Origin of the sequence: Dietzia sp. B19 (assembly GCF_014145155.1) — a bacterium.
Taxonomy (GTDB): domain Bacteria; phylum Actinomycetota; class Actinomycetes; order Mycobacteriales; family Mycobacteriaceae; genus Dietzia; species Dietzia natronolimnaea.
Window position 1 is genome coordinate 1 of record NZ_JAALED010000216.1, and the last position, 8,663, is coordinate 8,663.

Below are 8,663 nucleotides of genomic sequence, written 5' to 3' on the forward strand. Positions count from 1 at the left end.
GCCGCCGGCCGGGTGGTGTGCGCGGGTGACGAGACCGCGGCGCCGGCCCTGCTGTCCATCGCCGGGGAGCTGGCCGCGGAGCCACGGGGGACGAGAGAGGTCCGGATCGTCCTGGAGTTGCCGACACCGGCCGACGTGCTCGCGCTGTCGGCCGAGGCGCCGGAGACCGTCACCCTGTTCTCGCGGTCCGGTGAGCGGGGACACGCGCTCGTCCATCACCTCGCCGGACTGTTGGGCGTGGGTCAGGGATGCGTCGAGTCGGTCCTCGACGGGCGCCGTCCCGCCGAGCGGGAATGGCAGACGGCCACCACCGTCTCCGCCGGGGACCCGTATGTGTTCCTGGCCGGGGAGGCGGGGCTGGTCCGCGCGATGCGCCGCCTCGCCGTGGACGGCGCCGGGATCCCCAAGGGGGCCGTGTCGTTCATGGGCTACTGGCGCAGGGGTGCGGCCGAATCCTGAGCGCTCGGGCGGATCAGGTCGTCTCCGGGCCCTCGTCGGGCGCCGGGTACGACGGATCCCGCAACGCGCCGAGCAGACGCGGATACCGCGATCCGGGCAGGCGGTTCCCCACCGGATCGAAGTGCAGGTTCTCGTCGTCGTCCTCCCAGGTGTCCACCGTCACACGCCCGAGGGTCTCCCATCTGCCCAGCGGAGTGGCGTGCTGGAGGGTCCACGTGCCGCCGTCGCCTGTCGGGATGGCGGCCAACAACAGCTGCCGCCCGGCGACTCTGACGGGGAACATCGAGGTCATGGTGCGGCCGGTCGTGCGCCATCCCGTGGTCAGTACGTAACGACTGATCGGACCCAGGCCCGTGCTCGCGAGCAGGATGTCGACGGGGCGGTCGGCGTGGATGCGGATGGCCATCCCGCCGATGTCGGGGACGACGTCCGGCAGACCCACGGCGCGCGAGAAACGGATCGTCGCCGGCCACCTGCCCGTGATGTCCAGGAGTGGTGAACCGGTTCGGCCGACCCCGGTCACGCTCAGGGTCGCCTGGGCGACGATGCCCTTGGGGTGCAGGGCCTTGGGTCGTGCCAGGCGCGTCACCGCCGCCGCGACCCCGAAGACCGAACCGAGAAGACCCGCGACGGGGGACGAGCGCACGGCCACCTCCGCGGAAGCCTCCGGGCGACGGTCGACTGGGGCGTGGGCGGAGGTGCCGCGGGCGGTTCTCCGATGGGTGCGGGGCATGATCCCAACGATACTCAGCGCCGCGTCTCACACAGCGGCGCTACGTGCAGTGCTCGACCGACCGCGCCTCGTCCGCACCGCCGCGCCGACCGCGCCCCGCCGACCCCCCCGCCGAGTGGTCGATTCCGATCGCGTTTGCGCAGGGCGAATTCTCCCGCTCGGCGTACTTGCGACCACTCGCCGAAAAGGGTGGACTCGGCCCCGGAGTTAGGCGCGCCGATTGATCCAGTCATCGACCCTGCGGGCGACGCGACCCGATCACCGCAACTCACCGCGTCGCGTGAAGCGTTCAGAAGATGGTGATCGAGTGGTGGGTCCGCGGACTGCCCTGACGACCCCAGGGGACCTGGCCGACGGTGTCCGGGCTCAGCTCCACACTGCGTGGAGGCGCGGGAGCGCCCAGTCCCAGGGGATGCGCTCCTGCTCGAGCCGGAGGTCCCCGCCGGTCGTCAGCGCCTCGAGCGCGTCGAGCTCATCCGGTGTGAGGCGCGATGGCGCGGCCCGGGTCGGCGAGGGGTCGGGCACCGCATACTCGCGCCATGCGTCCAGGGTCTCGGTGTCCATGAGAACGCTCACGGCGTGCGGGGCGTGATGGCGTAGACGGTCGAGGATCGCGAAGCCGTGCGAGTCGAGGTCGCCCCAGTACGCGATGTGAGCGCGGAGTGCCCAGGGCAGGGCGGCGACGGCGTCGACCGCGAACCCCCGGCCGAACAACGCGACGGTCTCGGGGAGGTCCGGCAGGGCGAGGAAGGTGGTGAGGTTCTCGACGACGACGAGGTGAGGCGGTCCCCCCGAGGTACGCCACAGAGTGGCGAGCTGATCGACCGGGCTCTCGACGTCACGCAACGGGAACGCGATGTCCGGATCAAGCACCCTCATGCGGATGCGGACGTCCGGGCCCAGCAATCCCAGCCCGGTGGCCGTCCCGCGGACCGCGTCGTCGACGCCGGCCCGAGCGGCGTCGAGCACAGCCTCGACCACCCGGGTCCGGGTCTCGATCCACTTGGTGTCGACCCCCGGGACCGCGATCTCGCGGGCACGACGCCCGGCGGTGGGGTTCGCGAGTGCCCAGCGGCACACTGCCAGGAGCTGGTCGAACGCGCCCTCCTCCCAGTCCTCCCAGGTGGCCGAGGTCTCTGCGGCGGCGCGGCGCAGCATGGAGTGATCGGGCCCGAGGTCGATGATCCGGAGCGTGCGGTTCAGCAGCCGAGCCCACCGCGACGCCCGGTCCGCGATGTGGGCGATGGTGTCGGCGCCGACCACTTCAACGCGTTGCGGGAGCGGTACGACCCCGAACCCGGGCAGGCGGCGGTCCGCCCAGGTCAGCCGGACATCGGGTCCTCCATGGGTGCTCTCGAACTCGCGCCATCGCCTGATCCACGCCGCTGTCCCACTGGGGTCTTCGGCTGCGTTCGCGGCGGTCGGCGGCGCCGTGCTGAACCGGACGACCTCGGCGTCCCCGCCGAAGGGGTCGGCGAGCCACCGACGGTGGACCCGGGCGAACCGGGTGGCACACGCGGCCGTCAGTTGGTCTGGGTCGCGCGGCTCCGAGCGGGTACCCACCATCAGGCCTCGTCCCAGGTGACGCGCTCGATCCGGGAGTGGCTGCCGTCGTCGTTGCCCACCACCACGAGTCCGCCGATGTACGGCTCGAGGGTCTGCAGGAGCTTGAGCGGGGTGGCCAGGACCATGTGGAAACCGAAGTCGGTGAACACGTCCATCGCCCGACGCGTGTACTCGGGATCGGCGCGGTCGAACGCCTCGTCCAGAACGACCGTCCCGTAGCCGGGGACGTCGGCGTCGATGTCGGCCAGCTGGAAGCGCAGCGCCGCGGCGAGGCAGAAGAACACCAGCTTCTGCGCCTGCCCGCCGGACAGCCCGGACGAGGAATCGTGGTAGTTGGTCGGGGCGCCGTCGGCGTCAATCTCGATGCCGATGAACCCCACGTGCTTGCGGGTGTCCAGCACCGTCTGCCGCCAGCGACGGTCGCCGGCGTCCGCCGACCCGAGCTTGTCGAGCAGACGTGACATCACGGCGAAACCCGCCTCCGCGGCGTCCACGGTGCGGCTGTCGAGTGCGCCGGTCAGGGCCGTTTCCAGGTCACCGAGGAAGTCGGTGACGGTCTCCGAGCGCCGGTCCCGCACCTCGATCTGCAACCAGCGTCCCGACTAGAATTCCGATCGATGAAGGGACTCGTTGACGGGTCGGATCTTGGCTTCGATCTCCGACCGGGCCCGGCGGATGCGGCGGGCGAGCTCGCCCAGGTTGCGGGTCTGCATCTCGCCGATGAGGCCGAGGAAGCGTTCCTCGAAATCGGCCAACCTGTCCCGCCGCAGGCGGACGAGCACCTCCACCGCCTCACCGACGAACTCCGGGTCCGACTTGAGGTCGGCCTTCATCGTGGGCCAGATCTCGAGATATGAGGTGAGGATCGCCGTGATGCGCCGGTGGATGCGGTCGCGCTCGGTGGCGGTGGCCGACTGCTCCACCGCGATCGCGCGTTCGGCCCGCTGACATACGTCCTGCACGTTGTCGGCCGTCAGCCTGCGTGTGGCGGCGGACAGGCGCGCGCGGATCCGGTCGGCGGCGTCGGGATCGGCAGCACCGTGGGACTCTTCGGAGGCACTACGCTCGGCCAATTGCGCGAGGCGGGCCTGCAGCCCGGCGACGTGGTTCGCCGCGACTGCTCGGTCACCGGTGGCCGCATCGTATGTCGATTGCGCCCGCGACTGGAACTCCTCGGCATCACGTAGTTCCCGCTCCATCTCGGCAACCTCCGGGTGCGCCTCGCGCCACCGGTCGAGCCGCTCTCGGGCGTCGTCGGCCCGTCGTTGGGCGGTGGTCGAGTCGATCTCCTCCCACCGCAGTCCGCGGAGCGCAGCTCCCGCCTGCTGCCGGGAGCGTCGATCGGCGTCGAGGTTCTCCAGCGCCGCCCACCGGCTCTCCGCGGAGTCGATCCGGGACTGGATCTGATCGCGCCGAGCGGTGAGCGCCTCCACCTTGGCGTCGTTGAGACCACCCAGCTGGAAGACCGCCGGATCGTCGATGCTGCGTCGGTCGTCCTTCTCGAACCTCCGACCACGCTTGATGAGGCCGTGCAGGGTGACCGCCCGCTCCAGGGCGCCCAATTCGTCGGAGGACTCGACGCAGGTCAGGTCGAACTCGCTCGCGAGTCGACGACGCATCCACTGCTGGAACGGACCGGGGGCGGGCTCCATCTTTCGGACCAGGCTGTCCGGGCCGGTCCTCTTGGCAGGCGAGTCATCGGTGGTGTCGACGACCTCGTAGACCAGCCGAATGCCCAGATGCGTGTCGTTGACCGCGCGCGTGACCGCGGCGCGGAGATGGTCGGGGACGAGCATCGTCCGCGCGAAGCCGGAGAGCACCCGTTCGGCTGCCGGCCGCCACCTCGCATGCTCGGAGGACACATCGAGCAACTCGCCCGCGAACGGGAGTTCGCGGGGATTGGCCCCAGCCGCACGACAGACCAGGTCCCGCGCTGCCAAGAGGCGCGAATCAATGTTCGAGCGGTGACGGAGCAGCGCCTGGAGGTCGGCCGTCACACGGGCGAGGGTGCTCGACTCCTCGTTGAGGTCCCCGGCGACCTCGCGGAGCTTCTTCCGATCACGCGCTCGCTCGGCTTCCTGGTCCGCGTCGTCCCGGTCGAGCCTGGCGAGGAGGACGGCGAAGTCCTCGGCGGTGGCCGGAAGTGTGCCGCCGAGTCGCTCGAGCTCCGTGGCCGCCCGTTCGCGACGGGAGGTCACCGACGTTGCGTGGTCGAGCGCGCGGCCCAGCTCCCGCGCGAGCTCGTCGCGCCCGGCGCCCGCACTGCCCCGCAACCGGGAGCGGAGGTCGTCGCTGGTCGTTCTGGCTGAGTCGAGCTGATCACGGGCAGTGGCGACGGCGGCCTCGGCGGCGACGAGGGCTCCGCGCGCGGTCGACAGCTCCTCCTCGACCAGCGCGGTGGTAACGGCCACCTGCACGGCCGGGAAGGCCGAGCTCTCGGCGTCGAGTTCCTCGGCCCTCCCCAGCACCTGGATCCGTGAGGCACTCAGGTCCGCGAGCGGCTCGAGGTGAGAGATCTGTCTACGGACGTCGACCACCGACCGGTGCGCTTCCCGCAGTTCGGCGAACTGCTCGACAGCCCGGTCGGCCACGGCGAACGTGTCCGGCTCGTCGAGCATGAAGTCCCGGAAGAGCTGATCGAGGCTGGACAGGGATTTGGCGGACAGAGTCCGGTGGAGGAGCAACTGCGCGGCCTCCGACGCGATGCCCAGCCGGCGCCGGAACGCCGCGGCGAAGGCCGAATAGCTGTCGTGGAACCTGATGTCCGGGAACTCGCGCTTGAGCGCTCGCTTGTCGATCCCGTTGCGCAGGTGACCGAACATCTCCGTCAGATCAAGGGGGGAGTCGGAGGGGTGCTCGGCGACGCCGTGGAGGCGCTTGATCCCGGTCGCGGAGTTGTCGCCCGAACGGGCGTAGAGCAGGAGCAGCAGCGTCACACTGCTCCCCGTCCCGTTCGAGTAGGTGAGCGCGATGGCCGAGAAAGTGGCCTTGGGGCGAAGGTAGACGGAGGCGAGGTCGCCCGTCTCGCCGTCGGCCCCTCGGCGCCACGCGCCGCGGAGATACGAGACGAGCGTGCGCCCGGAGCCCCGGCCGGCCTCTTCCTGGGCCGCCGCATTGAACCGGAGGTGAGCGGGCGGGACGAGTACGGCGGAGACCGCGTCTATCAGGGTCGACTTGCCGGAGCCGGAACCGCCGGTGACCAGGAAGCCCTTCCTGGGGACCGCGACGTCGTGATACCCGTCGAGCGTGCCCCAGTTGCACACCTGGATTCGCGAGAGCCGCCTCTGCCCGGGGTGCTCCGGCATACCGGGCAACTTCAGATCATCCGGCATCGTCGTCCGCCTCGTCGTCGTCGAACAGGGAGGCGCCCTCGTCGGAGGCATCGCCGTGCGCGGCGATCAACCCCCGGTACTCGTCGCGGATACCCGCCACCACGTCGGCATCGAAGAGGTGCCGGAGGACCGGAGACACCTCGGCACGTCCCTCGGTTTCGGTCTCGGTGAGCAGCGAGTACGTCTTGAGCCGGTTCCACGAGGCGTCGAACTTTCGGGTGTAGCGGGCCCGGTCGGAGTCGATCACCTGGCGATAGACGTCGATCTGTTCGGCGACGTCGGTGCGGTCGACGATCACCCGTTCGCCGGGCGGGGCCACTGACAACTCCGACCGCAGGTGCAGGAGTAGGACGGTGTCCATATGGGAGAGGGTCTCGGTTCGGAGGACAGCGGGTACCTCGACGTGGACGGAGGTGTCGACCTGACGGGTGAACGCGATCCCGGCGTCGTGGTCCAGGACAAGGTCGAGGAACACGTCCGCGAGCCTTGAGCGGAGCGCGGGCTCGTCGGACACGACCGCTGCCCAGATCTCCGGCTGGCGATGCGCCTGCACCAGTAGACCCGTGAGCAGGCGGGCGAGCGCGCGTCGGGACGCGAAGGACAGCGTCCCGGTGTCTCCGGGCCACAACGCCTCGCGGTCGTCGGCCGGGGCATCGGTCGACGCGGCGGTGGGCGGGGCACCGTCTCCCGGGGGAGCCGTCACGTGTTCTCCTCGTTCGATCGGTCGGCGGTGAACACCAGCGTAGGGATCCGGGCGGTGTGCTCGGAACCGGCCGCGCCTGTCCACGTGATGGTCTCCGTCGCGTCCGGGGCGTCCGGTGGGGCCTGCACGTGGCCCCTGATGGCCAGGTTGAGCAGGCCCACCACACTCGCCACGCCCTGGGTGGCGGGGTGTTCGCGCAGGACGGTGCCGATGGACGACGGTCCGAGTCGGCTCACCACGTCGTCGACATGGGCGCGGAGTTCGACCTCGTCGATCTCCGAGGCGCGCACGAGCGCGGTGAGTGCGGAGAGGTCGGCCATGCCCGTGTCGTGGTGGGAGACCTCCGCCGCCACGCGTTCCTCCCCGGGGTTCCTCAGGCGCAGGGCGCTCACCGATCGGACGGACATGCCGATCCGGCGGAGCGGGACGGACATCGACGTGGTCGGTCGGGCAGCATTCGTCCTGCTGGCTTCGGCCGCGGCGGACCGGGCTGACCGGATCAGGGCGATCATCTGACGGTGTTCGACGTAGGCATCGGTCGCGACGAAGTGCCGAAGGCTCCGCGACAGGGACGTGAGGACACCGTTGACCTCGGCGCCCGCCAATTCCATCTCCTCGAACAGCGAGCGCAGTTCGCGGCGCGCGGCCGGCGGGAGGTCCGCCACCTGCGGTCGGCTCAGGATGTCGTTGATCCACGCGTCGACCGAAGCGGAGCGCTCGGGGTCGAGGAGGACCGAGTAGAACGACGAGAAACTCCGACCCGCCTCCGAGTCACCGATGAGATCGACACCCCCGAAGACCGCGTCGAGCACGTCGCCGCGGGCACCGTCCTGGTCCAGGAGACGACGACGAAGATCCTGGTTGAGCGAGTCGAACTCAGCGCGGACCCGTGCGAAGTCGGCGGGGATGTCGTCCGCGCCGTGCAGGATCTCGGCCACCTTCTCCCGGACCTGCTCGGGATCCGCGAGTTCGACCTCGCCCGCCTCGACGCGTGCGATCGCGGCATCGATCCGCTCCCGCTCCCGGGTGAGGGACGCGAGTCGGCCCTGGATCGATGGATCGGTGTCCCGGGCGAGGTCCTCGAGCTGGCGGGTCAGAGTCTCGACCCGTGACACGGTGAGTCCGCGACGCGGGGTCTGCAGACCGTCGAGGAAGTCCACGGCCACCAGGGCTGACTGTGTGGGCTCTACCGTCTCGCCGGTCGCGGCGGTTCCTGGACGCCTGAGCATCCAGCCGGCGTCCACCCACGCCCGCACGTAGGACTGTGCGGTCCCGGGAAGATCCGCACCGGAGTCGCGCACCGCCAGCAACGTCCTGTCGAGGAACTCGTAGAGCTCCGCTGACGGCACCCGGCGGGAGGAGCCCTCGAACATCTCCCTCAGAACCGCCACAATCAGCGGCCAAAGCGGGCTGCGCAGCAGCGCGAGGGTCGGAGACTCCGCGTTCAGCCGGGTGAGGGCAAAGAAGCGGGCCAGCGCGGACATGGCGTTCATGGTGGCATGTGGGTACGACGCCAGCGGCAGCGAGTGGTCGATTTCGATCGCGTTTGCCCAGGGCGAATTCTCCCGCTCGGCGTATTTGCGACCACTCGCCGAGGAGGGTGGGCTCGGCCCCGGAGTTCGCCCCGCCGGGGCGCTCAGTCGTCGACGCCGCGGGCCGCCAACGCGTCGCCGAGCTGGTCGGCCGTGGTGAGCGCCCCGAGGACGGTGGGTACGACCAGCGCCCTGATCGACATGCCCAGACCGCGCGCCTTGCGGGCCTCGGTCACCTGCCGGAGCTGCCGGGCGAGCAGGGGGATCGCCCGGATCGTCAGGACCAGTACGAGCGCCACCCGATCCGGCGAGACCCCGACGCGGCGCAGTGGCTGGGA

General features: G+C 70.6%; 8 protein-coding genes. 1 reads left to right on the forward strand and 7 read right to left on the reverse strand.

Features of this window, described 5'->3' with window-relative positions; genetic code table 11:
• Window positions 1–459 (forward strand): SIP domain-containing protein (locus tag G6020_RS07145; protein WP_182610145.1); only part of this gene is annotated, 459 nt, incomplete at its 5' end.
• 13 nt (window positions 460–472) lie between these two features.
• On the opposite strand, the gene G6020_RS07150 is transcribed toward G6020_RS07145, so the two are convergent.
• The 7 genes from G6020_RS07150 to G6020_RS16980 all read right to left on the reverse strand — a co-directional run.
• Window positions 473–1,192, reverse strand: coding sequence for a phosphodiesterase (locus G6020_RS07150; RefSeq protein ID WP_187700890.1), 720 nt, complete (start codon window positions 1,190–1,192; stop codon window positions 473–475).
• A gap of 366 nt (window positions 1,193–1,558) precedes the next feature.
• Window positions 1,559–2,758 carry a Wadjet anti-phage system protein JetD domain-containing protein gene (locus G6020_RS07155; RefSeq protein ID WP_182610146.1) on the reverse strand — a complete coding sequence of 400 codons (1,200 nt, stop codon included), beginning with the start codon at window positions 2,756–2,758 and terminating at the stop codon, window positions 1,559–1,561.
• Window positions 2,758–3,348, reverse strand: a complete 591-nt coding sequence (locus G6020_RS07160) for an SbcC/MukB-like Walker B domain-containing protein (protein ID WP_182610147.1) — start codon at window positions 3,346–3,348, stop codon at window positions 2,758–2,760. Before G6020_RS07160 ends, G6020_RS07155 begins: the two co-directional genes overlap by 1 nt.
• A 12-nt stretch (window positions 3,349–3,360) precedes the next feature.
• The gene (locus G6020_RS07165) at window positions 3,361–6,090 is read right to left on the reverse strand and encodes an ATP-binding protein (RefSeq protein ID WP_182610148.1); all 2,730 of its coding nucleotides are present in this window, start codon (window positions 6,088–6,090) and stop codon (window positions 3,361–3,363) included.
• Window positions 6,080–6,793, reverse strand: coding sequence for a DUF4194 domain-containing protein (locus G6020_RS07170; RefSeq protein ID WP_347238331.1), 714 nt, complete (start codon window positions 6,791–6,793; stop codon window positions 6,080–6,082). Before G6020_RS07170 ends, G6020_RS07165 begins: the two co-directional genes overlap by 11 nt.
• Window positions 6,790–8,286: a DUF3375 domain-containing protein gene (locus G6020_RS07175; protein ID WP_182610149.1), complete on the reverse strand. Its 1,497-nt coding sequence runs from the start codon at window positions 8,284–8,286 to the stop codon at window positions 6,790–6,792. Before G6020_RS07175 ends, G6020_RS07170 begins: the two co-directional genes overlap by 4 nt.
• A gap of 143 nt (window positions 8,287–8,429) precedes the next feature.
• A partial coding sequence (locus G6020_RS16980) for an energy-coupling factor transporter transmembrane component T (RefSeq protein ID WP_241731993.1) occupies window positions 8,430–8,663 on the reverse strand: 234 nt, incomplete at its 5' end.